The following is a 25391-nucleotide window of genomic DNA, read 5'->3' as shown; positions in this document are numbered from 1 at the left end:
ACACTGACTCCCATGACGGAGACCACGATCGGTATCGGCGGCGCGGCGGAGAGCACCGACATGGTGCTCAACATCGGACCGCAGCACCCTTCGACGCACGGCGTGCTGCGGCTGCGCCTCGTCCTCGACGGAGAGCGCATCGTCAGCGCGGAACCCGTCATCGGCTACATGCACCGGGGCGCCGAGAAACTCTTCGAGGCCCGCGACTACCGGCAGATCGTCATGCTCGCCAACCGGCACGACTGGCTGTCCGCGTTCTCCAACGAACTCGGCGTCGTCATGGCCGTCGAGCGGATGCTCGGCATGGAGGTCCCCGAGCGGGCCGTGTGGACGCGCACCCTGCTCGCCGAACTGAACCGGGTCCTCAACCACCTCATGTTCCTCGGCTCCTATCCGCTGGAGCTGGGCGGCATCACGCCTATGTTCTACGCCTTCCGCGAGCGCGAGGACCTCCAGGCCGTCATGGAGGAGATCTCCGGCGGCCGCATGCACTACATGTTCAACCGGGTCGGCGGCCTCAAGGAGGACCTGCCGCTCGGCTGGCTCGGCCGGGTCCGCCAGGCGGTCGCCACGGTCCGCTCCCGCATGGACGTGTACGACCGGCTGATCCTCGGCAACGAGATCTTCCGGGGCCGCACCCGGGGCGTCGGCGAACTCTCCGTGCGCGACGTGCACGCCTACGGGGTCAGCGGCCCCGTCGCCCGCGCCTGCGGAGTCGACTTCGACCTGCGCCGCGACGAGCCCTACCTCGCGTACGGGGAACTCCAGCGGGACCTGAGGGTCGTGACCCGCGAGGAGGGCGACTGCCTGGCCCGCTTCGAGTGCCTGCTGGAGCAGACGTACAACTCCCTCGACCTCGCCGACGCCTGCCTGGACCGGATGGCCGAACTGCCGCCCGGGCCGGTCAACCAGCGCCTGCCGAAGGTGCTCAAGGCGCCCGAGGGCCACACCTACGCGTGGACCGAGAACCCGCTCGGCATCAACGGCTACTACCTCGTCTCCAAGGGCGAGAAGACCCCGTACCGGCTCAAGCTGCGCTCCGCCTCGTACAACAACATCCAGGCGCTCGCCGTGCTCCTGCCCGGCACCCTCGTCGCCGACATGGTCGCGATCCTCGGCTCACTGTTCTTCGTCGTCGGCGACATCGACAAGTAGCGCCCGCAACACCTCCGACGCTCCGGGCCCCGGCTGCGCCCCGGGCCCCGGCTGCGGCGTGGGCAGCCGGACGGGCTGGAGCAGCCACAGGAAGTCGCCGAGCCCGCCGCGCCGCGTCAGCTCCGCGCCCTGACCGGCGAGCGCCAGCTCCCGGACGTACGCCGCCGGATCGCGGGTCGCCAGCGACAGCGGCGGGCGCCGCCCGTCCACCCCGAGCAGCCGCAGCGCCTCCCGCTGGGTGCGCAGCACGCCGCGCCCCAGGTGCGCGCCCGCGGCCGCGCAGGCGTCGAGTGCGACGTGCGCGGTCAGATCGCAGCAGCCGTCCGGTACGGGGGTGACCTCGCGGCCCTCCCGGAAGCCGGTGAGCGTCCCGAACGGGGGCCGGGCGCCGGCGAGGTGCGCGTAGTCCACGGCCACCGCGAGGCCCCTCTCCAGCCCGGAAGCGGCGGCGGCCCACGCCTCGTCCCTGGGCCGGCCGATCTCCGCGCGCCGCCCCGGCTCCGCCGCCGGTCCGGGCCCCTCCACCGGCCACCAACGGCGCAGCCACCGCGCGTCCTCGCCCACCACGGGCGGCCCCGGACGCTCGCTGCCGTCCGGGGCGACGAGCACCTGCCGCACCACCCCCTCGGCGTCGGTCTCGGCGACGTCCAGCGGAACGTTGTCCAGCCACTCGTTGGCGAACAGCAGGCCGGTGATCCCGGACGGGGGCCGCGCGCACCACTCGACGCGCGGATCGAGCCCGGCGGGACGCGGCGCGCGTTCCACCGCGTACGCCCGGACCCGGGCCGCGAGCCCCTCGGGGAGCGCCGCGAGGACCCCGGCCGCCAGCTCCCCGTGGCCCGCGGCCATGTCCACGAAGTCCAGCCGGGGCGGTGCGCCGAGCAGCGCGTCCACCTCCCCGAGCAGCCGCGCCACGGCCCGCGCGAAGCGGCCCGAGGCGTGCACCGAGGTACGGAAGTGCGCGGCCGGTCCCGCCGTACCCCGGTAGAAGCCGTCCGCCCCGTACAGCGCTTCCTCGGCCGCCGCCCGCCAGCCCCGCCACTCGTCGTCCACGTACCGAAGGTTAGGCTCCGCTTCCGGGGTACTCCACCTCCACCTTGGGGAGTACGCCCCGACTCCCGGATCGACCCTCCGGGCGACTCCCGCCGCCTTTCCTCCTGCCTACGCTGGGTGACGTGCAGCGTCTCTACGACTTCGTCCGCAGACACCCGACGTGGGTCGACGGCATCCTCGCCGTGCTCCTCCTCGGGCTGTCCGCGCCGGGCATCGCGCAGACCTGGCACCAGCGGAGTGCGGTCGCGCAGGTGGCCGTCTTCCCGGTCCTGCTGCTGCTCGGCGTCGTCGTCACGCTGCGGCGCCGGGCCACCGGGCACGTGCTGCTGCTCGCCGCCTTCGCCGGGGTCGCCCAGCTCGCCTTCGACGTGCAGGTGCTGCCCGCCGACTTCGCGCTGCTCGTCGCGATCTGCACCGCCGCCGCCGAGGGGCCGCGCTGGGCCTCCCGCTTCGCCCTCGTCGGAGGGCTGTTCGCCGCGCCGCTGGCCCAGCTCAGGTGGCCCCCCGACATCCACGGCACCTCCCAGTGGCTCTTCTTCACCGGCATCATGGTGGTGCCCTTCGTCCTCGCCTGGGTGCTCGGCGACTCGCTGCGCACCCGCCGCGCCTACTTCGCGCAACTGGAGGAGCGGGCGGCGCGTCTTGAGCGGGAACGCGAGGCCCAGTCGAAGGTCGCGGTCGCCGCCGAACGCGCCCGGATCGCCCGGGAACTCCACGACGTCGTCGCCCACAACGTGTCCGTCATGGTCGTGCAGGCCGACGGCGCCGCCTACGTCCTCGACGCCTCGCCCGAGCAGACCAGGGCCGCCCTGGAGACCATCTCCGGCACCGGCCGCCAGGCCCTCGCCGAGATGCGCAGGCTGCTGGGCGTGCTGCGCACGGGGGAGCACGAGGAGGGCGGCGAGTACGTGCCGCAGCCCGACGTGGGACAGATGGACGAGCTGATCGAGCAGGTGCGCGGGACCGGACTGCCCGTGGACTTCAGCGTCGAGGGCACCGCGAGGCAACTGCCCAGCGGCGTCGAGCTGACCGCGTACCGCATCGTGCAGGAGGCCCTGACCAACACCCGCAAGCACGGCGGGCCCGAAGCGGGGGCCCGGGTCCGCCTCGTCTACTTCGACGACGGGCTGGGCCTGCTCATCGAGGACGACGGGCGGGGCGCCCCGCACGAGCTGTACGAGGACGGGGGAGCCGACGGCGCCGGGCACGGACTCATCGGCATGCGGGAACGCGTCGGCATGGTGGGCGGCACCCTGGACGCCGGGCCACGCCCGGGAGGAGGCTTCCGTATCAGCGCCCTGCTCCCGCTCAAGGGGGCACACTGAACCCGGCCCGCGGCCCGGGGCCGGTGCGGCGGGGGACGGGGCCTGTGCGTCGGGGAACCGGCCCGGCGTGGCGGGGACCAGGGCGCGCGCGGTGCGGCCACCACGTACCTTCGCGGCCGGACCGCCCGGCCACCCGCGGCCCGGCCCCACCGCCGCCCTCGAACCACCGAACCCCCGCACCACGGACCGCCTCACCACCCCCGAAGGGACCTGACTCCTCATGCCGGCCACCCCCGAAGCGATCCGAGTGATGCTCGTCGACGACCAGGCGCTGCTGCGTGCCGGTTTCCGGATGGTGCTCGCCGCCCAGCCGGACATGGAGGTGGTCGCCGAGGCGGGCGACGGCGTGCAGGCCCTGGCCGAACTCGACCGGGTGCCCGTCGACGTCGTCCTCATGGACGTGCGGATGCCGCGCCTCGACGGGGTGGAGACGACCCGCCGCATCCACGAGCGCGCGACACCGCCGAAGGTCCTCATCCTCACGACCTTCGACCTCGACGAGTACGCCTTCTCCGGGCTCAAGGCCGGGGCCAGCGGCTTCATGCTGAAGGACGTGCCGCCCGGCGAGCTGCTGTCCGCGATCCGTGCCGTGCACAGCGGCGACGCCGTCGTCGCCCCCTCCACGACCCGCCGGCTCCTCGACCGCTTCGCCCCGATGCTGCCGGGCGCCGCCCAGCCCGGCCACCACGCCCTGGAACGGCTCACCGGCCGGGAACGCGAGGTCATGGTCCTGGTCGCCCAGGGCATGTCGAACGGGGAGATCGCCGCGCGCCTCACCCTGTCGGAGGCCACCGTGAAGACCCACGTCGGCCGCATCCTCACCAAGCTCGGCCTGCGCGACCGCGTCCAGGTCGTCGTCCTCGCGTACGAGACGGGGATCGTGCGCGCGGGCGGCGGCGGGGCGTAGGGCCGCGACGGGCCCGCTCCGGCGGAGTGGCGGCGCCACCGAAGCCCGGCCGGTGCCCGCTGAGGCCGCTCCGTCGGGTCCGTCCGCCCCGTGCGGTCCGTCCGCGCCGTGCGGTCCGTTTGCCCCGTCCGGTCCGTCCGCCCCGATCGCTCCGCCCGTTCTGCCCGGTCCGTCTGCCCCGATCGGTCCGGCCGCTCCGTCAGCGCAGGACGCCCTCGATGAAGTCGGTGCCGATCCGGGCGACCAGCGCCAGATCCAGCCGGTGCAGCACATAACGGCCCCGGCGGCGCGTGCTGACCAGGCCCGCCTTCTTCAGGACGGACAGGTGCCGGGAGATCTCCGGGGCCGTCATGCCGTGCGCGTCGGCCAGTTCGCCCGTCGTGTACTCGCCGCGTGCCAGCAGCCGGCACAGCCGCATCCGCACCGGGTGGGCGAGCGCCTCCATCCGCCGGGTCAGGTCCGCGACCGGGGCCGGAGCCGCCGGTCCCGGGCCGGGCAGCGGGTAGTGCACGACGGGCTGCCAGCCGTACCGGTGCAGGACCATGAGGTGCGGGGAGCCCAGCCGGGTGGGCACCAGCGTCAGCCCCCGGTCCGCCAACGCCGAGGTCCGGCCCGTCACCAGCTTGTCGACGGTGATCCGGCCCGCCGCCTCGTCCAGGGAGATCGCCGGGGAGGCCTCGTGCAGGGCCGCCGCGAGCCCCTTGCGCCGCAGCAGCTCCGCCTTGTGCCGCGCGTCGGCCGCCAGTTCCGGGCCCACCCGCCGCCAGGTGTCCGCGAAGAACGCCTCGTCGCACTCCTCCACGAGCCGCCGCAACCAGGACCGCGTCGCCTCCGGAGCGGCGAGCACCCGTTCCGTGAAGTGCGTCTGCCGGGGGCCGCGCGCCGCCGCCTGCTCCAGCGCCCGGTCCCGGCTCGCCGCGTCGGACAGCGGGCTCGGTACCGGCAGCCCGTACGAGGGATCGCAGGTGAACTCCAGCGCGGCGGCCACGAAGACCTCGTCGCTGAGCCGGTCCAGCAGGTCCAGGTCCTCGCCGACCGTCCGCCCCGGCCCGGCGGCGGCCGCCGCGGGGAGGCCGGCGAAGGGCAGGAACACGTCCGAGAACGTGGAGCCCCACAGGAAGTCCGCCTCGGCCAGCCGGTCGGCCAGGTGCGGTTCCAGGGCGCTCGCCGTGGCCGCGGCCCAGCCCGACAGGTGCGGGTGGTGGGCCGGTTCGGTGAGCGCGTGCAGCGCCATCCCCAGCTCGCTCAGCGGGGAGGGCTGGACTCTGACCCGTTCGTGCGGAAGGCCCGCGATGTCGATCGTCACGCTCACCCGTCCATGGTGCCCCAGCGCGGATCGCGGGCCGCCGCGGATTGACGGCTCCCGTCAATCCGCGCGACCACGGCCGGGGTCCCGATCCAGGCCGGCCCGCATGAGCCTCACCCAGGACCACCTCGTCGCCACCGCCCGTGAACTGCGTCACGGCACACCTCCCCCTCCGGTCTGGGGCGCCCACCCCTTCTGGCGCCCTCTGTGGTCCGCCCTGCGCGGACCCCGCCGACGTCCCCGCCCCGCCCGCCTCAGCCGCCGACCGTGATCCGCGCGAGGAACCCCCGCAGCGCCTCGTCGATCTCGGCCCGCGACCAGTCCAGGCCCGTCGAGGACACCGTGAACTCCGTCATCGACAGGCCGGGCAGGCCCGGCTCGAACCAGCGCTGGAACAGCGCCGTGCCGGTCTCCTCGGCCTGCCGCACCGCCGCCTCGGTCAGCGCCTGCGCCGGATACGGCAGCCACACCTGGAACTGATGGATGTGCGGCACCTCCGGGTGCACGCGGGACCACGGGACGCCCGCCGCCGCGAACCCCTCGCCCAGCGCCGCCGCGAAGAAGCGGGCCTTCTCGACGTACGAGGGGAGCCTCGGCAGCTCCCGGTCCAGGCCGATCAGCGCGGAGACGGCCGTCGGGAACTGCTGAAAGATCTGGCCGCCGTACCGGTGGCGCCAGGTGACCGCCTCGTCGACGAGCTGCCGTGGGCCCGCCAGGGCCGCCCCGCCGAACCCGTCGAGCGACTTGTAGAAGGACACGTACACGCTGTCCGCGAGCGCCGCGATCTCCCGCAGGCTCCGCCCGAAGTGCGTGGTCGTCTCCCACAGCCGGGCCCCGTCGAAGTGCACGACGGCGTCCCGCTCCCGGGCCGCCTCCACCACCTCCACCAGCTCCTCCCACGTCGGCAGGGTGAACCCGGCGTCGCGCAGAGGCAGTTCGAGCATGAGTGTGCCGAAGGGCTCACCCAGCCCCCGCACCTCCTCGGCGGTGGGCAGCCGGGGCGCGTGCGTCGGATGCACCGTGCGCAGGCCGCTCACCTCGCGGAGGGCGTCGCGCTCGTGCAGCTCGGGATGGGCCAGCGGGTGCAGGGCCACGGCGGGGTTGCCGGTGCGCCCGGCCCAGCAGCGCAGCGCGACCTGCTGCGCCATCGTGCCGCTCGGGAAGAAGGCCGCGGCCTCCGTTCCCAGGAGTTCGGCGACCCGCTCCTCCAGCCGGGCCACCACTCCGTTGCCGTAGATGTCGGCGGGCTCGTCGAGATCCGTCACGGAACCCGCCAGCTCGGCCAGCTCCGCGATCCGCTCACCGACCGTCGACCGCATCCCCTGCCCGGCCGGCTGCCGCCGCGCACCGGCGAACGCGGCCTGCCGCCGCCGCTGAGCCCGCTCCTCCGCGCCTTCGGCGTCCCCGTCCGCGGCCTCGTCGGCCGGGCTCTCCGCCTCGACGGCCGCCTCGTCCACGGCCCGCGCGTCCACACGTGCCGGCCCCGCCTCCGCGCTCGCCGCGGTGCCGTCGTCACTGTTCAGCACGGCTGCCCCCTCGTTTCCGGACGGGTCGTGTCCGGTGCTGTCGTTCGTGTCCCGATTCATGTGTCGATCATGGCAAAACCCACCTCCCGGCCGTCCACAGCTTTGTTGTGACAAGCGGATCAGCACACAGCTGCGCACAGCCTGTGGACAGCGGACCGCGCGTCCCGAACCATTAGCGTTAGCATGACGAGAAATCGTCCGGTACCCCGAGCGGACTGGAACGGAAGGCCCGTCGCGTGAACACACCCCACCCCCCCGACCCCAAGGACCGCCCCGCGCGCCTCACCGTCGGCGTCGTCGGCGCCGGCCGCGTCGGTCCCGCCCTCGCCGCGTCCCTCGCCCTCGCCGGGCACCGGCCGGTCGCCGTCTCCGGCGTCTCGGAGGCGTCCCGCCGCCGCGCCGCCGCGCTGCTGCCCGAGGTCCCCCTCGTCACGCCGGAGGAGGTGCTGGCCAAAGCCGACCTGGTCCTCCTCACGGTCCCGGACGACGCGCTGCCCGGCCTGGTCGAAGGGCTCGTGGACACCGGCGCCGTGCGCCCCGGCCAGCTCCTCGTGCACACCTCGGGCCGCTACGGCACGAGCGTCCTCGACCCCGCGCTGCGGGCGGGGGCGCTGCCGCTCGCGCTGCACCCCGTCATGACCTTCACCGGCACCGCCGTCGACGTGCAGCGCCTGGCCGGCTGCTCCTTCGGCGTGACCGCCCCCGAGGAGCTGCGGCTCGCGGCCCAGGCGCTCGTCATCGAGATGGGCGGCGAGCCCGAGTGGATCGAGGAGCGGGCCCGTCCGCTCTACCACGCGGCCCTGGCCCTCGGCTCCAACCACCTCGTCACCCTCGTCGCCCAGTCCATGGACCTGTTGCGCGCGGCCGGGGTGTCCGCGCCCGACCGGATGCTCGGCCCGCTGCTCGGCGCGACCCTCGACAACGTCCTGCGCTCCGGCGACAGCGCCCTGACCGGGCCCGTCTCGCGCGGCGACGCGGGCACCGTCGCCGCCCACATCGCCGAACTGCGCCGGCACGCCCCGCAGACCGTCGCCGGGTACGTCGCCATGGCCCGCGCCACCGCCGACCGCGCCCTCGACCACGGGCTGCTCAAGGCCGAACTCGCCGAGGACCTTCTCGACGTACTCGCCGACGAAACCACGGGAGGCACCCAGTGACCCCGGACCCCGGCCCCCGGGCCGACCTGGAGCGGCAGCCCGTCGGCGGCGGCACGCGCCCCTTCGCCCTCGTCCACACCGCCGAGGCGCTGCACGCCCTGGAGCGGCCCGCCGGGCGCCGCGCCCTCGTCATGACGATGGGCGCGCTGCACGAAGGCCACGCGAGCCTCGTCCGCGCCGCCAGGGAACACGTCGGCGAACACGGTCAGGTCGTCCTCACCGTCTTCGTCAACCCGCTCCAGTTCGGCGCAGGCGAGGACCTCGACCGCTACCCGCGCACCCTCGACTCCGACGTCGTCCTCGCCCAGGAGGCCGGGGCCGACGCCGTCCTCGCCCCCTCGGCCGAGGAGGTCTACCCCGGCGGCGCCCCCCAGGTCAGGATCGGCGCGGGCCCCATGGGAGAGCGGCTCGAAGGCGCCACCCGGCCCGGGCACTTCGACGGCATGCTCACGGTCGTCGGCAAGATGTTCCACCTCACCCGCCCCGACCTGGCCTTCTTCGGGCAGAAGGACGCCCAGCAGCTGGCCCTGGTCCGCCGCATGGTGCGCGACCTCGCCTTCGGCATCGACATCGTCGCCGTCCCCACCGCGCGGGAGCCCGACGGCCTCGCCCGCTCCAGCCGCAACCGCTACCTGTCGCCCGCCGAGCGGCGCAGCGCCGTGGCGCTCTCCCGCGCCCTTTTCGCGGGCCGCGACCGGCTCGCCGCGCAGAACGCGCTGCACCACCGGGCCGCCTGGGCCCCGGCGGGCCCCGGCCGCGCCCTCGCCCTCGACGCGCTCGGCGAGTCCCGGGCCGCCGCCGACGCGCACGCCGTGGCCCGCGCGGTCGCCGCCGGTCCTGAGGAGGTCAGGTCGGCCGCCCGCCAGGTCCTGGAGGAGGCGGCGCGGCTGAGCCCACCCGTCGTCCTCGACTACCTCGCGCTCGTCGACCCGTCCGACTTCACCGAGATCACCGAGGACTTCCGGGGGGAGGCGGTGCTCGCCGTCGCCGCGAAGGTCGGCGCGACCCGCCTGATCGACAACCTCCCGCTGACCTTCGACACCCCTCGCGCCCACCCCGTCCAACACCCCGGAGGCGCCGTATGACCGGCCCGTCCACCCCCCGCCCGCCCCACACCGCGATACGGCTGCCCGCCGCCCCGCCCGGCTGGGAACACGAGGCCGACGTCGTGGTCGTCGGCTCCGGCGTCGCCGGGCTCACCGTCGCGCTGCGCTGCCGCGCCGCGGGGCTGCGCACCGTCGTCGTCACCAAGGCCCGGCTGGACGACGGCTCGACCCGCTGGGCGCAGGGCGGCATAGCGGCCGCCCTCGGCGAGGGCGACACCCCCGAACAGCACCTCGACGACACCCTCGTCGCGGGCGTCGGACTGTGCGACGAGGAGGCCGTGCGTGTCCTGGTCACCGAGGGCCCCGGCGCCGTACGGCGGCTCATCGACACCGGCGCCCGCTTCGACACCGCGCCCGGCGGCGAGGAGATCGCCCTCACCCGGGAGGGTGGCCACCACCGCAGCCGCATCGCCCACGCGGGTGGTGACGCGACGGGCGCCGAGGTCTCCCGCGCCCTCGTCGCCGCCGTCCGCGAACAGGGCGTGCGCACCGTCGAGAACGCCCTCGTGCTCGACCTCCTCAAGGACGCCGAGGGCCGTACGGCCGGCGTCACCCTGCACGTCATGGGCGAGGGCCAGCACGACGGGGTGGGCGCCGTCCGCGCGCCCGCCGTGGTCCTCGCGACCGGCGGAATGGGCCAGATCTTCGCCGCGACCACCAACCCCTCGGTGTCCACCGGCGACGGGGTCGCGCTCGCGCTGCGGGCCGGCGCCGAGGTCAGCGACCTGGAGTTCGTGCAGTTCCACCCGACCGTGCTGTTCCTGGGCGCCGACGCCGAGGGGCAGCAACCGCTCGTCTCCGAGGCGGTACGCGGCGAGGGCGCCCACCTCGTCGACGCGGACGGCGTGCGCTTCATGACCGGCCAGCACGAACTCGCCGAACTCGCCCCCCGCGACGTCGTCGCCAAGGGCATCACGCGCCGCATGCTGGAGCAGGGCGTCGACCACATGTACCTCGACGCCCGGCACTTCGGCGCCGAGATGTGGCACAACCGCTTCCCGACGATCCTCGCCGCGTGCCACGCGCACGGCATCGACCCCGTCACCGAGCCGATCCCGGTCGCGCCCGCCGCGCACTACGCCTCCGGGGGCGTACGCACCGACCTGCACGGCAGGACGACCGTCCCGGGCCTGTACGCGTGCGGGGAGGTCGCCTGCACCGGGGTGCACGGCGCGAACCGGCTCGCCTCCAACTCCCTCCTCGAAGGGCTCGTCTACGCGGAGCGCATCGCCGGGCACCTCGCCGAGCGCTTCGCCGCAGGCGCCGCGAACCCCGCAGGCGCCGCGGACGCCGCGGACGCGCCCCCCGCCGAGGCGAGCCGCGCCCTCGCCGAGGCCGCCGTCCCCGACGCCGCGCTCGCCGACCTGGCCCTGGCCGACCTCGCCACGGGCACCGGAACCGGAGCGGGCCGTGCCCCCGAGGCCGCCGCGCCCCCCGCGGTCGCCGAGAACTTCGTCTCCGAGACCCTCCAGCCCGCCGAGTCCCGGTTCGCCGTCCAGCGGATCATGACCGAGGGCGTCGGCGTGCTGCGCTCCGCCGCCTCCCTGCACACCGCCGCCGAACGCCTCGAAGGTCTCGCCCTGGGGGCCGCCGAGGGCAAACAGGCCGAGCCGGGCGTCGACAGCTGGCAGGCGACGAACCTGCTGACCGTGGCCAGGGTCCTGACCGCCGCCGCCCTGCGGCGCGAGGAGACGCGCGGCTGCCACTGGCGCGAGGACCACGCCGGGCGGGACGACACCGACTGGCGGCGGCATATCGTCGTCACCCTGAACGCGGATCACGGCCTGGCGGTGCACACCACCGGCACGGCCGCGCTGCCGCCGACCCTGCCCGCCCTGCCGACCCCGAGCGCCCGTCCCCAGGAGCACTGACCGTGAGCAGTACGCCCGAACCTTCCGAACTCCCCCTCGTCTCCGCAGGAGGCTGCGGCGACGGCTGCGCGTGCGGCCACGAGGGGCCGGACGACGACCCGGCCGAGAGCGGCCTCGACCCCGCGCTCGCCGAACTGCTCACCGAGGCCGGACTCGACCCGGTCCTGGTCGAGGACATCGCGTACCTCACCATCGCCGAGGACCTCGACGGCGGCGAGGACGTCACCTCCGCCGCGACCGTCCCCGAGGACGCCGTGGCCACGGCCGACTTCACCGCGCGCGAGAACGGCGTGGTCGCCGGACTACACATCGCCGAGGCCGTCATCTCGCTCGTCGCCTCCGAGGAGTTCGAGGTCGAGCGGCACGTGTCCGACGGGGACGCGGTGCACGCCGGGCAGAAGCTGCTGAGCGTCACGACCCGCATCCGCGACCTGCTGACCGCCGAACGCGGCGCGCTCAACCTGCTGTGCCGCCTCTCCGGCATCGCGACCGCGACCCGCGCGTGGGCCGACGCCCTGGAGGGCACCGACGCGAAGGTCCGCGACACCCGCAAGACGACGCCGGGCCTGCGCGCCCTGGAGAAGTACGCGGTGCGCTGCGGCGGCGGCGTCAACCACCGCATGTCCCTGTCGGACGCGGCGCTCGTGAAGGACAACCACGTCGTCGCGGCCGGCGGCGTCGCGCAGGCGTTCAAGGCGGTGCGCGAGATGTTCCCCGGCCTCGCCGTCGAGGTCGAGGTGGACACCCTCCACCAGCTGCGCGAGGTCCTGGACGCGGGCGCCGACCTCGTCCTGCTCGACAACCTCACCCCCGCCGAGACCGAGGAGGCCGTCACGCTCAACGCGGGCCGGGCGCTGCTGGAGTCCTCGGGCCGGCTGACCCTGGAGAACGCGCGGGCCTACGCCGACACCGGCGTCGACTACCTCGCGGTGGGCGCCCTGACCCACTCCGCGCCCATCCTCGACATCGGCCTCGACCTGCGCGAGGCCACGGCCTGATGGCGGCCTCGGACAGGGCGCCCCGCGCGGGAAGGAGCCCCCGATGCTGCTGACGATCGACGTCGGGAACACGCACACCGTCCTCGGGCTCTTCGACGGGGAGGAGATCGTCGAGCACTGGCGCATCTCCACCGACCCCCGGCGCACCGCCGACGAACTCGCCGTGCTGCTCCAGGGCCTCATGGGCATGCACCCGCTGCTCGGCGTGGAACTGGGCGAGGGCATCGACGGCATAGCGGTCTGCTCGACCGTCCCCTCCGTCCTGCACGAGCTGCGCGAGGTCACCCGCCGCTACTACGGGGACGTCCCCGCCGTCCTCGTCGAGCCCGGCATCAAGACGGGCGTGCCGATCCTCATGGACCACCCCAAGGAGGTCGGCGCCGACCGCATCATCAACGCGGTCGCCGCCGTCGAGCTGTACGGCGGCCCGGCGATCGTCGTGGACTTCGGCACCGCCACGACCTTCGACGCGGTCTCGGCGCGCGGCGAGTACACCGGCGGCGTGATCGCACCCGGCATCGAGATCTCGGTCGAGGCGCTCGGCGTGCGCGGCGCCCAGCTGCGCAAGATCGAGCTGGCCAGACCGCGCAGCGTGATCGGCAAGAACACCGTGGAGGCCATGCAGTCCGGCATCCTCTACGGGTTCGCCGGGCAGGTCGACGGGGTGGTGCAGCGCATGAAACGCGAGCTGGCCGCCGAACCGGAGGACGTCACGGTCATCGCGACCGGTGGCCTCGCCCCCATGGTCCTGGGCGAGGCGACCGTCATCGACGAGCACGAACCGTGGCTCACCCTCATCGGCCTGCGCCTCGTCTACGAGCGCAACGTCTCCCGCAGGTGACGTCCCCGCGGACGTCGTCCGCCCGCTGAGGAGCGCGTCCCGCGCGACCGGGCCGAGGGCCCCGCGCGGGACGCGACCGCTACTACCGCGTCGCACCGCGTACTCACGGGCGCCCCGCCGCCCCCCGCTCCGAGGGACCCCGCCCCGCCGCCCCAATAACCCGACTTTTGTCCGCTTTGTGCGTATCGTCGGCTCATGCCCACGCCATACGGATCCTCCCGCGGCGGCATGGTGTTCGGCGCAGACGAGCTGCGTGTGCTGCGTCGTGCCCTCGCCCTCGCCCTGCTGCCGGGCCCCGCCCGTGAAGAAGACGTCCGCGACTGTCTACGGCTGGCCCGGGCGGTCGACGAGGCGGTCGAGGAGGTGGCCCGGCTGCGCGCCTTCCTCGTGGCCGATCTCGGCCGCTACCGCGCCGCCCTGCCCGGCAGCGCCGCCGGGTACCTGCCGCTCCTGGAGGAGGCCCTGGGGGCCGGTCACCGGCCGGGCCCCGACGATCTCGCCGCGCTGCGCGCCCTGCGCGGCGACCCGGCCGCCGCCCGGCTGCTGGAGCGCTGCCGCGAACTGGCCGGGCACTCCCTGCGGGGCGGCCTCGTCGGCCAGTCCGCCGCGCCCGTGGCCCGCACCCGGCTGCTCGCCCTGCCCGGGGGTCGCAAGTCCGCCGACGACCGGGGCGAGAAGTCCGGGAGCGAGCCCGTCCGCAAGCCCGCCCCCAAGGCTCCCGGCCGTCCCGCGCCCACTCCGGCCGAGGTGTTCCCGCCCAAGCGGCGCCCCGTCCCGGCCCCGCAGAAACCGGACATGCCACCCCAGAAGCTGGCGGCGGGATGACGCGGCTACTCTGAAACGTATGGACTACGTCTCCGCACTCGTACCCCCCGTGGTGATGGCCGTGTTCTTCATCGGCCTGGTCGTGACGATAGTGAAGTCGCAGGGCGGTGCGAACAAGTCCAAGGAGGACGCCGCGGTCGACGCGGCGCTCGTCCGTTCGCAGGCCGAGCCGGCCTCCGTACCGCCCGCCCAGCGCGCGGGCGACGCGGGCTGAGACGCCCGGCCCCTCTCCCCGCCACGCCGTGCGGCGTCCCGCCGCACCAGCAGGTACCGAAAGGGCGTGCGATCCGGTCCTCGACCGGATCGCACGCCCTTTTTGTCGCCCTTGTCGTCCATGCCGTTCATTCGTTGGGTTACGTCTTTTGTCAACGTAGAGTGCTTTCGTGGTCCGCCCCCTGGGAGATCTGGAAGACGCGGTGATGACCCGCGTATGGAAGTGGAACCGTCCCGTCACGGTCCGGGAAGTTCTGGAGGACCTGCAACAGGAACGCTCGATCGCCTACACCACGGTGATGACCGTTCTGGACAATCTCCACCAGAAGGGCTGGGTGCGACGCGAGGCCGAAGGGCGCGCTTATCGATATGAGGCCGTCTCCACGCGTGCCGCGTACGCCGCCGCCCTCATGAACGAGGACTGGGCGCGCAGCGACAACCAGGCCGCCGCGCTCGTCGCCTTCTTCGGCATGATGTCCGCGGAACAGCGCGAGGCGCTCCGGGACGCCGTACGCATGGTGCAGGGACCCGAGGAAACGGGGGAGGCCGGTACGCCGGACCCGGAAACCCCGAAAACCCCCGAAACCCCGGAAACGGCGGAAACGGCGGAGCCTTCGGCGACCGGCCCGGAAGGCGAGGCCCCCGGAGAACCCGGCGGGCCCGGCGAACCCGCCCCGCCACCGGAGGAACCGCGGCCGGAGTCCCAAGAACCCGGGCCGGAGCCCGAAGAACCCGGGCCGGAGTCCGAAGAAGCCGGGGCCGAGTCCGAAGAACCCCGGGACCCCCGAGTGGAACCCGCGGCATCCGCGCGCGAGGAAGAGCGATAGCGTCCCCCGCATGTCAGCTCACGCGTCCGAACTCAAGCCGAATGCCGTCACCGTGCGCCGGGCGCGGACCGCGGATGTTCCCGCCGTACGCGACCTCCTGGACGCCTACGCGCGCCGGGGCATCCTGCTGGACAAAGCCACGGTGACGCTTTACGAGGACATCCAGGAGTTCTGGATCGCGGAACGCGACGACAACGCGGAGGTCGTCGGCTGCGGGGCCCTGCACGTGATGTGGGAGGACCTCGCGGAAGTGCGGACTCTCGCGGTGAACACCGAGCTGAAGGGCGCCGGCCTCGGCCATCTGCTGCTGGAGAAGCTGCTGCACACCGCCCGCTGGATCGGCGTTCGCCGGGTATTCTGCCTGACCTTCGAAGTCGAGTTCTTCGCGAAGCACGGCTTCGTGGAGATCGGCGAGACTCCCGTCGACACCGACGTCTACAGCGAACTTCTGCGTTCTCCCGACGAAGGGGTGGCGGAGTTCCTCGGTCTCGAACGGGTGAAACCCAACACCTTGGGCAACTGCCGGATGCTTCTGCATCTCTGACCGGATGACCGCGCACGTTCCCCTGAAGCCGTGAAGCGGACTATCCGCGCTCCTCGCCGGAACATGCGGGTGCGCCGTACAACGAGCTTCCGCCGCGGTCACCGGCGGTCTCCCGCGCGCTCTCTTACGAGAGCCGACTACCGGCCGGGGTAGTCGGCCGACTACTCCGACTACCCCGGCCGACTTACCGGACTCCACAAGCGGCCGTCTTTGTCGGGGGCGCACGGAGTTCGCCGGGTGAAGGCAGGGACTTCGGGGGCCGGAGATGATCGGTCAATCACCCCCGCCTTTCCGTGCCCAGGCTGCCCCTGCTACCTATGTCCGAAACGCGCATGTTTCCCGGGCTCTTCGTCTGCGCAGGCTCTCCCCAGTCTCTCCCCCGCTCTCTCCGAAGGGTTTGTGTTTTCCCGGAAAAAGCGGTTTGCTTTCGGCGTACTGCATTTATCGATGAAAGGAAATCCTGGTGGCGCAGAAGGTACAGGTCCTTCTTGTCGACGACCTCAACGGCGGCGAGGCCGATGAGACCGTGACGTTCGCACTCGACGGCAAGAGCTACGAAATCGATCTCACCACGGCGAACGCGGACAAGCTCCGCGGTCTGCTGGAGGACTACGTCAAGCACGGCCGGCGCACCGGTGGCCGCGCGGCGGGCGGCCGGGGCAAGTCCCGCGCCTCCTCCGGTGGCAACCAGGACACCGCGGCGATCCGCGCCTGGGCCAAGGAGAACGGCCACAAGGTCAACGACCGCGGCCGCGTTCCCGCCGAGGTCCGTCAGGCGTACGAGGACGCGCACCGCTGAGCGGACCGGGCCGCAGGGCCCCACAGTCCGATCCGGTGACATTCCGTGGCCGCCGCGTCCACCAGCCGAGCGAGTCCGGGGGCGCCCCCACCGCCCCCGAGCCCGTCCAGCCCCGGAAACGACTCCGGTCGCCCGGCCCCGCTCTCCCCGGCGGCCCCGGCGTGGGGCGCGACGAGCCAGTCGCAGCGCGCCCCCGGGCCGCTTCGGGCCGGTCCTCCGCCACCGGCCCCGGTCGGCTCACGCCCCGCCCTTCCCTCTCGCGCCGCCCCGGCCGTCCCGCGCCCGGCTTCTTCTTCCCGCCCCGCCGCGGACGCCGTTCCCAGGGCGCTGCCCGTCTCCGTCCGCCCGCAGGAGGGCAGGTGCGGCGCTTCGACGCAGGCGCCCGCGCCGTACGCGCGCAGTCCGGTGGCGAGTCCTCCCCATTCCAGCCACTGAAGGAGCCCGGGCAGTTCCTCCGCGCTCCCCGCGGCCACCAGGAACCGCGTCGTCCGGCCGTCCAGGACGACGGGGGAGCCGAGGCGCAGCCTCTCCACTACGGCCAGACCGGCCGGGGCCGGGACCTCCAGTACGTCGAAGAGCGCTCCCGTCTCCAGCAGCACCGGCCCCTCGCCCCCGCCCCCTCGGACCGGCCAGCCGAGCACCGTCCGGTACCAGTGGGCCCGGGACCGCTCACCGCACCGGCACGCGGACGGCTCCGCGGGTGCCGGGCGGGACGGGGGAGAAGACGGGTGGCGACGCATGTCCGGAGCAACAGCCGCCCCGGCGCCGAAGTTACGACTGGTGATCGTCGGGTCACGTTGAGTGCGCGAAGGGTGGGCGCGCGGGCGGGCCGGACGGCGCAAGGGTGTTCGCCCGTAGCGGAGGGAACGGGGGTGCGCCGCATGGACTGTCGGTGTTTGCGGGTAAGACATCCCTAGTGGGGAGGGGCGACACGCGGTTTCGGGCGCGGTGCGTTCGCCATCGGCGTAGTGATGGCGCGGGTATCCGCTTGGCCTGCGGGAACATCGTCTCGCACCATCAGGTTGAGGCAGTTGTCGGCGTCACGGTGCAGGAGGCCATCGCAACAGTCGGCAGTTGGAATGAGCGGTCCCCGCCTGCGGGACTAAGCTGCGGAAGGACAGGGAGGGGACCGACCCCTTTACTGCCTGACCGCTCTGAGGAGCGATTAACGATGTTCGAGAGGTTCACCGACCGCGCGCGGCGGGTTGTCGTCCTGGCTCAGGAAGAAGCCCGGATGCTCAACCACAACTACATCGGCACCGAGCACATCCTTCTGGGGCTGATCCACGAAGGTGAAGGTGTCGCCGCTAAGGCCCTGGAGAGCCTCGGGATTTCGCTCGAGGCGGTCCGCCAGCAGGTGGAGGAGATCATCGGTCAGGGCCAGCAGGCCCCGTCCGGCCACATCCCCTTCACCCCCCGTGCCAAGAAGGTCCTGGAGCTGTCGCTCCGCGAGGCCCTTCAGCTGGGCCACAACTACATCGGCACGGAGCACATCCTGCTCGGCCTGATCCGCGAGGGCGAGGGCGTCGCCGCCCAGGTCCTCGTGAAGCTGGGCGCAGACCTCAACCGGGTGCGGCAGCAGGTCATCCAGCTGCTGTCCGGCTACCAGACGGGCAAGGAGACGGCCACCGCCGGCGGCCCCGCCGAGGGCACGCCGTCGACCTCGCTGGTCCTCGACCAGTTCGGCCGCAACCTCACCCAGGCCGCTCGTGAGTCCAAGCTCGACCCGGTCATCGGGCGCGAGAAGGAGATCGAGCGGGTCATGCAGGTGCTGTCCCGCCGCACCAAGAACAACCCGGTCCTGATCGGTGAGCCCGGCGTCGGCAAGACCGCCGTCGTCGAGGGCCTCGCGCAGGCCATCGTCAAGGGCGAGGTGCCCGAGACCCTCAAGGACAAGCACCTCTACACCCTGGACCTGGGCGCGCTGGTCGCCGGCTCCCGGTACCGCGGTGACTTCGAGGAGCGCCTGAAGAAGGTGCTCAAGGAGATCCGCACCCGCGGCGACATCATCCTGTTCATCGACGAGCTGCACACGCTCGTCGGCGCGGGTGCCGCCGAGGGCGCGATCGACGCCGCCTCGATCCTCAAGCCGATGCTGGCCCGCGGCGAGCTGCAGACCATCGGTGCCACGACGCTGGAGGAGTACCGCAAGTACCTGGAGAAGGACGCGGCGCTTGAGCGTCGTTTCCAGCCGATCCAGGTCGCGGAGCCCTCGCTGGCGCACACCATCGAGATCCTCAAGGGCCTGCGCGACCGTTACGAGGCGCACCACCGCGTGTCCATCACGGACTCCGCCCTGGTCGCCGCCGCGACGCTCGCCGACCGGTACATCTCGGACCGCTTCCTGCCGGACAAGGCGATCGACCTGATCGACGAGGCCGGTTCCCGGATGCGCATCCGCCGGATGACCGCGCCGCCGGACCTGCGCGAGTTCGACGAGAAGATCGCCGGCGTCCGCCGCGACAAGGAGTCCGCGATCGACTCGCAGGACTTCGAGAAGGCCGCTTCCCTGCGGGACAAGGAGAAGCAGCTCCTCGCCGCGAAGACCAAGCGGGAGAAGGAGTGGAAGGCCGGCGACATGGACGTCGTGGCCGAGGTGGACGAGGAGCTGATCGCCGAGGTCCTGGCCGCCTCCACGGGCATCCCGGTCTTCAAGCTCACCGAGGAGGAGTCCTCGCGTCTGCTGCGCATGGAGGACGAGCTGCACAAGCGCGTCATCGGCCAGACCGATGCCGTCAAGGCGCTCTCCCAGGCGATCCGGCGTACCCGTGCGGGTCTGAAGGACCCGAAGCGTCCCGGTGGCTCGTTCATCTTCGCCGGCCCGTCCGGTGTCGGTAAGACCGAGCTGGCCAAGACGCTCGCCGAGTTCCTCTTCGGCGACGAGGACGCGCTGATCTCCCTCGACATGTCGGAGTTCAGCGAGAAGCACACGGTCTCGCGGCTCTTCGGTTCGCCTCCCGGCTACGTGGGCTACGAGGAGGGCGGCCAGCTCACCGAGAAGGTGCGGCGCAAGCCGTTCTCCGTGGTCCTCTTCGACGAGGTCGAGAAGGCCCACCCGGACATCTTCAACTCGCTGCTCCAGATCCTGGAGGACGGTCGTCTGACCGACTCCCAGGGCCGTGTCGTGGACTTCAAGAACACGGTGATCATCATGACCACCAACCTGGGGACCCGCGACATCTCCAAGGGCTTCAACCTGGGCTTCGCCGTCCAGGGCGACACGAAGACCGGCTACGAGCGCATGAAGGCCAAGGTCAACGACGAGCTGAAGCAGCACTTCCGCCCGGAGTTCCTCAACCGTGTCGACGACACGGTGGTCTTCCCGCAGCTCACCGAGGCCGACATCACCCGCATCGTCGACCTCATGGTCACGAAGGTGGACGAGCGGCTCAAGGACCGCGACATGGGTCTGGAGCTGAGCCAGTCGGCGCGCAAGCTGCTCGGCAAGCGCGGCTACGACCCGGTGCTCGGTGCTCGTCCGCTGCGCCGCACGATCCAGCGCGAGATCGAGGACGTGCTGTCGGAGAAGATCCTCTTCGGCGAGCTGCGGCCCGGTCACATCGTGGTCGTCGACACGGAGGGCGAGGGTGAGAACACCCAGTTCACCTTCCGCGGCGAGGAGAAGGCGCAGCTGCCGGACGCCCCGCCGGTCGAGTCCGCGGCGGGTGGCGGCCCGAACCTGAGCAAGGAGGGCTGAGACCCTTCCCGGGGCCGTTCGACGGCCCCGGGAAGCCTCGGGCCTCAGGGCCCGGAAGGTCTGGGCAGGCCCGGCACGTCCCGGGCACGTCCGCGAAGGCGGTCCGGAACCGGTGTACGCACCGGTTCCGGACCGCCTTTCGCTTTTCCGGGGGAGACGGGGGCGGTGTACGCCCCGGCGCGGTGACCCCCCGCGCGCACAAGCCTGCGGAGGGTCACGGAAAAGGCCGTTCCCAGGGCCGGCCGAGGCGCGTCCGGGTGGTGCCGACGGGCCGGATCAAGGGCGGGAAAGCGCGAAATCCGGGCCCGTGGAGGGGCCCGCGCGTGAGGTGGGGCATAGGGCCTGCGTCACGTACTACATGCATTAGTTGGATAATACGGACTTTTCGGTACAAGTCGTCCTGAGGGTGGAGAGGGTGCGCGTGCGTCGGCAGCGGGCGCGGCGGGTGCCGCACCCGTCGTGAGCTGGTGTTTTCCTGTGTGAACGGCGTCACGTCGACTGCGTCACGGCGGCCTGGTGATCGCCCGGCGCGGTAGCCCAGGAAGGGGCTGATTACGAGGTTTGGTAGTACAAGGGCCGTTTTGGGTCCTTCTGGGGTCCGGGTTACCAATGTGAGTGTCACCCCGGCAGTGCGCCGGGTTTCCCCCACCCGGAGGTAATCCCCCCATGCTGAAGCGCGCCACGACCTCGATCTCCAGCAACACCCCCCGTCTCCGTACCCGTGCCGCCGTCATGGCCGCCGGTCTCGGTGCGGCCGCGGTGCTCGGAGCAGGGGCCGCGAACGCCGCTGACAGCGGTAAGGCCACCGCCGCTCTTCCGGGCGTGAACGCGTCCGCCGTCCAGGCCCAGGCCGATGCCCAGGCCAAGGCGGTGCAGAACACCAAGAAGGCCGCCGAGCAGGCGAAGAAGGACAAGGCCGCCGAGCAGGCCGCCGCCAAGAAGAAGGCGGCCTCCTGGATCGACCCGGTCACCAAGTACACGCTGTCCGCCAGCTTCGGCAACGACGGCTCCCGCTGGGCGCACAAGCACTCCGGCCAGGACTTCGCCGTGCCGCTGGGCACCAACGTGATGGCCGCCCACACGGGCACCGTCGTGAAGGCCGGCGGCAACGGCGCGGGCGACGGACCGGCCTACGGCAACGCGATCGTCATCAAGAACGGCAACGGCGTGTACTCGCAGTACGCCCACCTGTCGCGGATCGACGTGAAGGTCGGCCAGCAGGTCACGACCGGCCAGCACATCGCCCAGTCCGGCAACACCGGTAACTCCAGCGGTCCTCACCTGCACTTCGAGATCCGGACCACCCCGAACTACGGCTCGGCCGTCAACCCGGTGAACTTCCTGCACAAGGAGGGCGTCAAGGTCTGACCTTGGCCCCTCAGCCCACAGGGACACGGCGCCCCGCGCGTCCTGACCCGCCCCAACGGCCCCGAGGCCGGCGAAAGCCGGCCTCGGGGCCGTTGGGGTAGGGGGCGGCCCCGCCCCCTACCCGTCCGTGCTCGTCGGCGCGTGTTCCGGGAGCCACAGGACGGCGACCGCGCCCTGCGCCGGGGACTCGGGGCCCTGGGTGTCCGGGGCGGTGATGTTGCGGAAGGTGAGCCGGGCGCCCAGTACCCGGGCCTGGCCCGTCGCGATGGTCAGGCCGAGCCCGTGACCGCGCCCCGCCCGGTCCTCGCTGCCGGTACGGAAACGGCTCGGGCCCTCCACGAGCAGCGCCTCGGGGAAACCGGGGCCGTGGTCGCGCACCCGCACCACCCGGCCCTCGACGGACACCTCGATCGGCGCCCGCCCGTGCTTCGCGGCGTTCGCGAGCAGGTTGCCGAGGATGCGTTCCAGACGGCGCGGGTCCGTCCTGACCTCCGACTCGTGCAGCACCCGCACCGAGGCCGCCGGGTCGAAGACCCCGACCCGGCGCCGGACGAACTCGCCCAGCATCAGGTCCTGGAGCTCGGCGCGCTCCGCCGAACTGTCCAGCCGGGCGACCTCCAGCACGTCCTCGACGAGGGTGCGCAGCAACTGAGCACGATCCCTGACCAGCTCCGTCGGCCGCCCGGGCGGCAACAGCTCGGCCGCCGTGACCAGCCCGGTCACCGGGGTGCGCAGCTCGTGCGCGATGTCGGCCGTCACCCGGCGCTCCGCCTCCAGGCGCTGGCGCAGCGTGTCCGCCATGGCGTCCATGGCGCGCGCGAGATCGTCCGTCTCGTCCCGTACGACCCCGCCGATCGCCTGCCGCACCCGTACGTCCGTACGGCCCCGGGCCACCTCGCGGGCCGCTGCGGCGGCCTTGCGCAGGCGGCGCGAGAGCTGCCCGCCGATGAGGACGCCGAGCGCGCTGCCGCCCAGCACCACCGAGATCGAGCCGATCACGAGGGCCTGGTCGAGGTCCTTCATGATGTCCCCGCGACGCCCCGTGGAGTGCGTGTGCAGGGACAGTACGTGCCCGTTGCTCAGCGGAAGCGCCGCCCACACGTCGGGGCCGCCGCTGGCATGGTCCTGGATGTAGGTCGCGCGGCGCTTCTTCGCGACCCGGTCGCGCAGCGCCTTCGGGAGGGCCGGATCGTCGACCTTGGCGCCGAACTGGAGCCGGCCGGTCGCCTCGTAGATGCGCTGGGCGAACTGCACCCGCTGGTCCTGCACATCGCGCGAGGAGTCGAGCATCGAGACCTGCGCCGCATTGTGCACGACGAGACTCAGCGCGAGCGCCACGAGCGCGCCGACCAGCGCGATCGCCGCGCTCAGCTTCCAGCGCAGCCCCGTGCGCAGCGAGCTGCGCAGCCGGTACAGACGCGGTCGCGGACCGGTCGCGGTGGTGCCCGAGGAGGAGGCACCCGAGGAACCCGCGGAAGCGGGGCCGGTGGCTGGGCGGAAGGACGGGCCGGTGGTGGCGTGGGCGCGGCCGAAGCGGGAGGTCACGAGGTGCTCATCCGCCCGTCAGGCCCGCAGCTTGTAGCCGAAACCGCGCACCGTCTCGATGCGGTCCTGGCCGATCTTGGTGCGCAGCCGCTGCACATGGACGTCCACGACCCGGGTGTCGCCGCCCCACCCGTAGTCCCAGACCCGCTCCAGCAGCTTGTCCCGGGACAGTACGGTGCCGGGCGCCGCCGAGAACTCCAGCAGCAGCCGCATCTCCGTCGGCGTCAGCGCGATCAGCGTCCCGTCCCTGCGCACCTCCATGCCCTCGGTGTCGACCTCCAGGTCCCCGAAGCGCAGCGGGCCGTCGTCCGCCCCGCCCTCCGGCTCGCCCGCCGTCCGGTCGGCCGGGCCCGCCGCGTGCCCGAAGCGGCGCATCACCGCGCGCAGCCGGGCCACGAGCACCGACACGTCGAAGGGCTTGGTCACGTAGTCGTCGGCGCCCGCCTCCAGGCCCAGCACCACGTCGATCGAGTCGGCCCGCGCGGAGAGCAGGATCACCGGGACCGTCGACTCGTCACGGATACGGCGGCACAGGCTCACCCCGTCCATGCCCGGCACCATCACGTCGAGCAGGGCGATGTCGGGGCGTCCGGACCGGAACGCCTCCAGGCCCCGCAGCCCGTCGGGCACGGCGGTCACCGCGAAACCGACGCGTTCCAGCGCGAGCTGGGTCGCCTCCCGGATCACGTCGTCGTCCTCGACGAAGAGGACCCGTGGACCCGCTGCCTGCGCGGAAGTCTGCTCGGTCATGGTGGCGCGCTGCTCCGGTCGGTACGGCTTCTGAATCCTGCATGAGGGACGCTGAGGGACGGGGCGGTCAGTTGCCGGCGGAGCCGGACTTGTCGTCGCCGCCGACCGCCTTGCTGTAGTCGTTGTGCAGCCGGTACGTCTCCTTGAAGACGTCGCCGTGCCAGGCGTACGTGATGACCTCCTCGCTCGACGGATAGGCGACCGGGTCGCCCTTGCGGTACAGCTGCTTGGTCACCACCAGATCACCCCGGTCGATCTCCGCGTACACCGGAGGGTCCTCGGCCTGGAAGACGTTGACGTACGAGCCGTCGCGCACGCGGTACACGTACGTCGCCACGCCCACCGCGTCCCCGCAGGTCATGACGTTGACCAGGACGTCGGGCGCGGCGGCGCGCGTGAGGTCGCCGAGGCTGACGTCCACCGGGTAGTCCCGGCCGCAGGGCTTGAGGTCGTCCTTCGTCTCCTCGCTCACCTCGGGGTCGGCCCGCAGCATCCGCACCACCTGGGCCTGGCTGAGCGAGGGCACCGGCGAGGAGGTCGCGGCCGGGCTCGGCGAGGGCGAGGGACGGCTGACCACGTCGGTGCGGGCCGGGCCCTCGTCCCTGGTACCGGTGCCGGAGGCGCCGCAGGCCGCGAGCGCGACCGTTCCGAAAGCGGTCAGCACGGCCGTGCCCACCAGGGCCGGCCGCCGTCTGCGCCCGGGGTGCCTCCCGGCCCCCCGTGCGGACCACTGTCCGGAAGAACCTAGGCCGCGCACCGCTCCCGCTCCTCACGTTCCTGCGCGCGGTCCTCCCGCGCGCGGGTCTCCAGCTCCTCACGGAGCCGGGCCAGCGCACGGTGCAGCGTGCTCTTGACCGTGCCCGCCGACATGCCGAGAGCGGCCGCCGTCTCCTCCGTGGACATCTGCTCCCAGTGTCGCAGCACGACGACGCTGCGCTGCTTCGGAGCGAGAACCGACAGGATGTCCATGAGCAGGGAGCGGTCGGCGTACTGGCCGGTGCCGTCCTCGATGCTCGGCTCGGGCAGCTGCTCGGTGGGCACCTCGTCGAGCCGGCGCGCCCGCCACCACTCGGTACGGGTGTTGATCATGACGCGGCGCAGATAGGCGTCGGCCAGCCGCTTGTCGGCGATGCCCTCCCAGCGGCCGAAGGTGCGCACCAGGGCGGTCTGCAACAGGTCCTGCGCGTCGACGGGGTCGGGCACGAGACGGCGCGCGCTGCGCAGCAGGGCGTCCTGCCGGGCCCGCACGTACTCCTCGAAGTCCAGGATCTCGCCGGGCAGCCCGTCGCCCCCGCCCCGGACCTCCGTCCGCTCGTCCCCGCCGTGCCGCATCGCCGGCACCGCCCCCAGAACCTTGCCCCCGGCCACCCCGTGCGCCATGGTCTTCGCCTCCGTCGTTCCCCGTGTGCTCTGGTCGGAGCACGTGAGAAGGACGCTACGGAGGAGGTGTAACGGAGCCTCGCGCTCCACCGGTAGACCACCGCACGGCTGTGCGTAGGTTGTGTAACAGCCCAGCGTGCGCCGCTACGGGCGAGGTGTTACGGGTGATATGAGGCTTTCGCGCAGGGGGCGGGCCGG

General features: G+C 72.9%; 23 protein-coding genes. 15 read left to right on the top strand and 8 right to left on the bottom strand.

Features of this window, described 5'->3' with window-relative positions; genetic code table 11:
- Positions 1-12: 12 nt before the first annotated feature.
- Complete coding sequence (locus AB0J21_RS32615) at positions 13-1155, top strand: NADH-quinone oxidoreductase subunit D (protein ID WP_363149771.1); 1143 nt, start codon at positions 13-15, stop codon at positions 1153-1155.
- On the opposite strand, the gene AB0J21_RS32610 is transcribed toward AB0J21_RS32615, so the two are convergent.
- Positions 1120-2208 (bottom strand): SAM-dependent methyltransferase, encoded by a 1089-nt coding sequence (locus AB0J21_RS32610; RefSeq protein ID WP_363149770.1) that lies wholly within the window; start codon positions 2206-2208, stop codon positions 1120-1122. The genes AB0J21_RS32615 and AB0J21_RS32610 overlap by 36 nt on opposite strands.
- 122 nt (positions 2209-2330) lie before the next feature.
- Here AB0J21_RS32610 and AB0J21_RS32605 point away from each other — a divergent pair, with 122 nt between their 5' ends.
- Positions 2331-3533, top strand: coding sequence for a sensor histidine kinase (locus AB0J21_RS32605; RefSeq protein WP_363149769.1), 1203 nt, complete (start codon positions 2331-2333; stop codon positions 3531-3533).
- 220 nt (positions 3534-3753) lie between these two features.
- A complete protein-coding gene (locus tag AB0J21_RS32600) occupies positions 3754-4440 on the top strand; it encodes a response regulator transcription factor (protein ID WP_363149768.1) in 687 nt (228 codons plus the stop codon).
- Between the two features lie 199 nt (positions 4441-4639).
- On the opposite strand, the gene AB0J21_RS32595 is transcribed toward AB0J21_RS32600, so the two are convergent.
- Positions 4640-5752 carry a DUF5937 family protein gene (locus AB0J21_RS32595; RefSeq protein WP_363149766.1) on the bottom strand — a complete coding sequence of 371 codons (1113 nt, stop codon included), beginning with the start codon at positions 5750-5752 and terminating at the stop codon, positions 4640-4642.
- A gap of 248 nt (positions 5753-6000) precedes the next feature.
- Positions 6001-7332 carry a beta-eliminating lyase-related protein gene (locus tag AB0J21_RS32590; protein ID WP_363149765.1) on the bottom strand — a complete coding sequence of 444 codons (1332 nt, stop codon included), beginning with the start codon at positions 7330-7332 and terminating at the stop codon, positions 6001-6003.
- 176 nt (positions 7333-7508) lie between these two features.
- Here AB0J21_RS32590 and AB0J21_RS32585 point away from each other — a divergent pair, with 176 nt between their 5' ends.
- The 10 genes from AB0J21_RS32585 (at position 7509) to AB0J21_RS32540 (ending at position 16453) form a co-directional block, all read left to right on the top strand.
- Positions 7509-8429, top strand: a complete 921-nt coding sequence (locus AB0J21_RS32585) for a DUF2520 domain-containing protein (RefSeq protein WP_363149764.1) — start codon at positions 7509-7511, stop codon at positions 8427-8429.
- 26 nt (positions 8430-8455) lie between these two features.
- The gene (panC, locus tag AB0J21_RS32580; protein ID WP_363149794.1) at positions 8456-9514 is read left to right on the top strand and encodes a pantoate--beta-alanine ligase; all 1059 of its coding nucleotides are present in this window, start codon (positions 8456-8458) and stop codon (positions 9512-9514) included.
- A complete protein-coding gene (locus AB0J21_RS32575) occupies positions 9511-11406 on the top strand; it encodes an L-aspartate oxidase (RefSeq protein ID WP_363149763.1) in 1896 nt (631 codons plus the stop codon). Before panC ends, AB0J21_RS32575 begins: the two co-directional genes overlap by 4 nt.
- A 2-nt stretch (positions 11407-11408) precedes the next feature.
- Entirely contained in the window at positions 11409-12404 is a 996-nt protein-coding gene (nadC, locus tag AB0J21_RS32570) for a carboxylating nicotinate-nucleotide diphosphorylase (protein WP_363149762.1), read from the top strand.
- 43 nt (positions 12405-12447) lie between these two features.
- On the top strand, positions 12448-13245 hold the full coding sequence (locus AB0J21_RS32565) for a type III pantothenate kinase (RefSeq protein ID WP_363149761.1): 798 nt from the start codon (positions 12448-12450) through the stop codon (positions 13243-13245).
- A 228-nt stretch (positions 13246-13473) separates the two neighbouring features.
- Positions 13474-14070 (top strand): hypothetical protein, encoded by a 597-nt coding sequence (locus tag AB0J21_RS32560; protein WP_363149793.1) that lies wholly within the window; start codon positions 13474-13476, stop codon positions 14068-14070.
- A 19-nt stretch (positions 14071-14089) separates the two neighbouring features.
- A complete protein-coding gene (locus AB0J21_RS32555) occupies positions 14090-14284 on the top strand; it encodes a hypothetical protein (protein WP_363149760.1) in 195 nt (64 codons plus the stop codon).
- Between the two features lie 169 nt (positions 14285-14453).
- Complete coding sequence (locus tag AB0J21_RS32550; protein ID WP_363149759.1) at positions 14454-15110, top strand: BlaI/MecI/CopY family transcriptional regulator; 657 nt, start codon at positions 14454-14456, stop codon at positions 15108-15110.
- A gap of 10 nt (positions 15111-15120) precedes the next feature.
- Entirely contained in the window at positions 15121-15654 is a 534-nt protein-coding gene (locus AB0J21_RS32545) for an amino-acid N-acetyltransferase (RefSeq protein WP_363149758.1), read from the top strand.
- Between the two features lie 463 nt (positions 15655-16117).
- Positions 16118-16453: an Lsr2 family protein gene (locus AB0J21_RS32540; RefSeq protein WP_363149757.1), complete on the top strand. Its 336-nt coding sequence runs from the start codon at positions 16118-16120 to the stop codon at positions 16451-16453.
- On the opposite strand, the gene AB0J21_RS32535 is transcribed toward AB0J21_RS32540, so the two are convergent.
- Positions 16426-17193 carry an SCO3374 family protein gene (locus tag AB0J21_RS32535; protein WP_363149756.1) on the bottom strand — a complete coding sequence of 256 codons (768 nt, stop codon included), beginning with the start codon at positions 17191-17193 and terminating at the stop codon, positions 16426-16428. The genes AB0J21_RS32540 and AB0J21_RS32535 overlap by 28 nt on opposite strands.
- A 431-nt stretch (positions 17194-17624) precedes the next feature.
- Between AB0J21_RS32535 and AB0J21_RS32530 the strand changes: the two genes are divergently transcribed.
- Positions 17625-20150: an ATP-dependent Clp protease ATP-binding subunit gene (locus AB0J21_RS32530; protein WP_363149755.1), complete on the top strand. Its 2526-nt coding sequence runs from the start codon at positions 17625-17627 to the stop codon at positions 20148-20150.
- A gap of 666 nt (positions 20151-20816) precedes the next feature.
- Positions 20817-21518: a M23 family metallopeptidase gene (locus AB0J21_RS32525; protein WP_363149754.1), complete on the top strand. Its 702-nt coding sequence runs from the start codon at positions 20817-20819 to the stop codon at positions 21516-21518.
- Between the two features lie 117 nt (positions 21519-21635).
- Here the strand turns inward: AB0J21_RS32525 and cseC are convergent, their stop codons facing one another.
- From cseC to AB0J21_RS32505, 4 genes are all read right to left on the bottom strand, one after another.
- Entirely contained in the window at positions 21636-22934 is a 1299-nt protein-coding gene (cseC, locus tag AB0J21_RS32520) for a two-component system sensor histidine kinase CseC (RefSeq protein ID WP_363149792.1), read from the bottom strand.
- Between the two features lie 147 nt (positions 22935-23081).
- Positions 23082-23813: a two-component system response regulator CseB gene (gene cseB, locus AB0J21_RS32515; protein ID WP_363149753.1), complete on the bottom strand. Its 732-nt coding sequence runs from the start codon at positions 23811-23813 to the stop codon at positions 23082-23084.
- A gap of 67 nt (positions 23814-23880) precedes the next feature.
- Positions 23881-24489: a hypothetical protein gene (locus tag AB0J21_RS32510; RefSeq protein ID WP_363149752.1), complete on the bottom strand. Its 609-nt coding sequence runs from the start codon at positions 24487-24489 to the stop codon at positions 23881-23883.
- A gap of 68 nt (positions 24490-24557) precedes the next feature.
- Positions 24558-25145, bottom strand: a complete 588-nt coding sequence (locus tag AB0J21_RS32505) for a SigE family RNA polymerase sigma factor (RefSeq protein WP_363149790.1) — start codon at positions 25143-25145, stop codon at positions 24558-24560.
- Positions 25146-25391: the final 246 nt, after the last annotated feature.

It is taken from the genome of Streptomyces sp. NPDC049954, assembly GCF_040656295.1.
Taxonomy (GTDB): Bacteria; Actinomycetota; Actinomycetes; order Streptomycetales; family Streptomycetaceae; genus Streptomyces.
This window is presented reverse-complemented; position numbering and strand designations above follow the sequence as displayed.

What these genes read in the sequence shown, in the direction of transcription:
- AB0J21_RS32615 (WP_363149771.1), top strand. Translation starts at nt 13, where the DNA reads ATGACGGAGACCACGATCGGTATCGGCGGCGCGGCGGAGAGCACCGAC.
- AB0J21_RS32600 (WP_363149768.1), top strand. Translation starts at nt 3,754, where the DNA reads ATGCCGGCCACCCCCGAAGCGATCCGAGTGATGCTCGTCGACGACCAG.
- AB0J21_RS32590 (WP_363149765.1), bottom strand. Translation starts at nt 7,332, where the DNA reads ATGAATCGGGACACGAACGACAGCACCGGACACGACCCGTCCGGAAAC.
- AB0J21_RS32575 (WP_363149763.1), top strand. Translation starts at nt 9,511, where the DNA reads ATGACCGGCCCGTCCACCCCCCGCCCGCCCCACACCGCGATACGGCTG.
- AB0J21_RS32565 (WP_363149761.1), top strand. Translation starts at nt 12,448, where the DNA reads ATGCTGCTGACGATCGACGTCGGGAACACGCACACCGTCCTCGGGCTC.
- AB0J21_RS32560 (WP_363149793.1), top strand. Translation starts at nt 13,474, where the DNA reads ATGGTGTTCGGCGCAGACGAGCTGCGTGTGCTGCGTCGTGCCCTCGCC.
- AB0J21_RS32555 (WP_363149760.1), top strand. Translation starts at nt 14,090, where the DNA reads ATGGACTACGTCTCCGCACTCGTACCCCCCGTGGTGATGGCCGTGTTC.
- AB0J21_RS32545 (WP_363149758.1), top strand. Translation starts at nt 15,121, where the DNA reads ATGTCAGCTCACGCGTCCGAACTCAAGCCGAATGCCGTCACCGTGCGC.
- AB0J21_RS32535 (WP_363149756.1), bottom strand. Translation starts at nt 17,193, where the DNA reads ATGCGTCGCCACCCGTCTTCTCCCCCGTCCCGCCCGGCACCCGCGGAG.
- AB0J21_RS32530 (WP_363149755.1), top strand. Translation starts at nt 17,625, where the DNA reads ATGTTCGAGAGGTTCACCGACCGCGCGCGGCGGGTTGTCGTCCTGGCT.
- AB0J21_RS32525 (WP_363149754.1), top strand. Translation starts at nt 20,817, where the DNA reads ATGCTGAAGCGCGCCACGACCTCGATCTCCAGCAACACCCCCCGTCTC.
- cseB (WP_363149753.1), bottom strand. Translation starts at nt 23,813, where the DNA reads ATGACCGAGCAGACTTCCGCGCAGGCAGCGGGTCCACGGGTCCTCTTC.
- AB0J21_RS32505 (WP_363149790.1), bottom strand. Translation starts at nt 25,145, where the DNA reads ATGCGGCACGGCGGGGACGAGCGGACGGAGGTCCGGGGCGGGGGCGAC.